Consider the following 292-nt stretch of genomic DNA (forward strand, 5'->3'; position numbering starts at 1 on the left):
ACCTGCGCGGGCGGCTGGTCGGACACTACGATACGGCGGGCCTGCGCGAGATCACGAGCTACAGCCTCGGCGGGGGGGGCCGCGAGGAGCGGCGGCGCTTCCTGCAGAACCGCGAGTGGCCCAGCGACTGGCCGGCGACGGCCGGGGCCGCCGAGGCCCACCTCGAAGACACGATCGAAACCAGCCGTTGGCAGCAGACGGCGCTGGGCGACGAACTGATGCTGGTCGATGCGGCCGGCCACCGGCACCGCTGCGCCTGGTATGTGTCCGGGCGGCCCGCCGGCAGTTGGCT

The 292-nt window shown here is 73.6% G+C and carries 1 protein-coding gene; it reads left to right on the forward strand.

Annotated features, from left to right (window positions below):
• On the forward strand, positions 1 to 292 hold a 292-nt coding region (locus KVT39_RS36765), incomplete at both ends, for a hypothetical protein (protein WP_217591459.1).

Origin of the sequence: Burkholderia sp. GbtcB21 (genome assembly GCF_019091065.1) — a bacterium.
Lineage (GTDB): Bacteria > Pseudomonadota > Gammaproteobacteria > Burkholderiales > Burkholderiaceae > Burkholderia > Burkholderia pyrrocinia_C.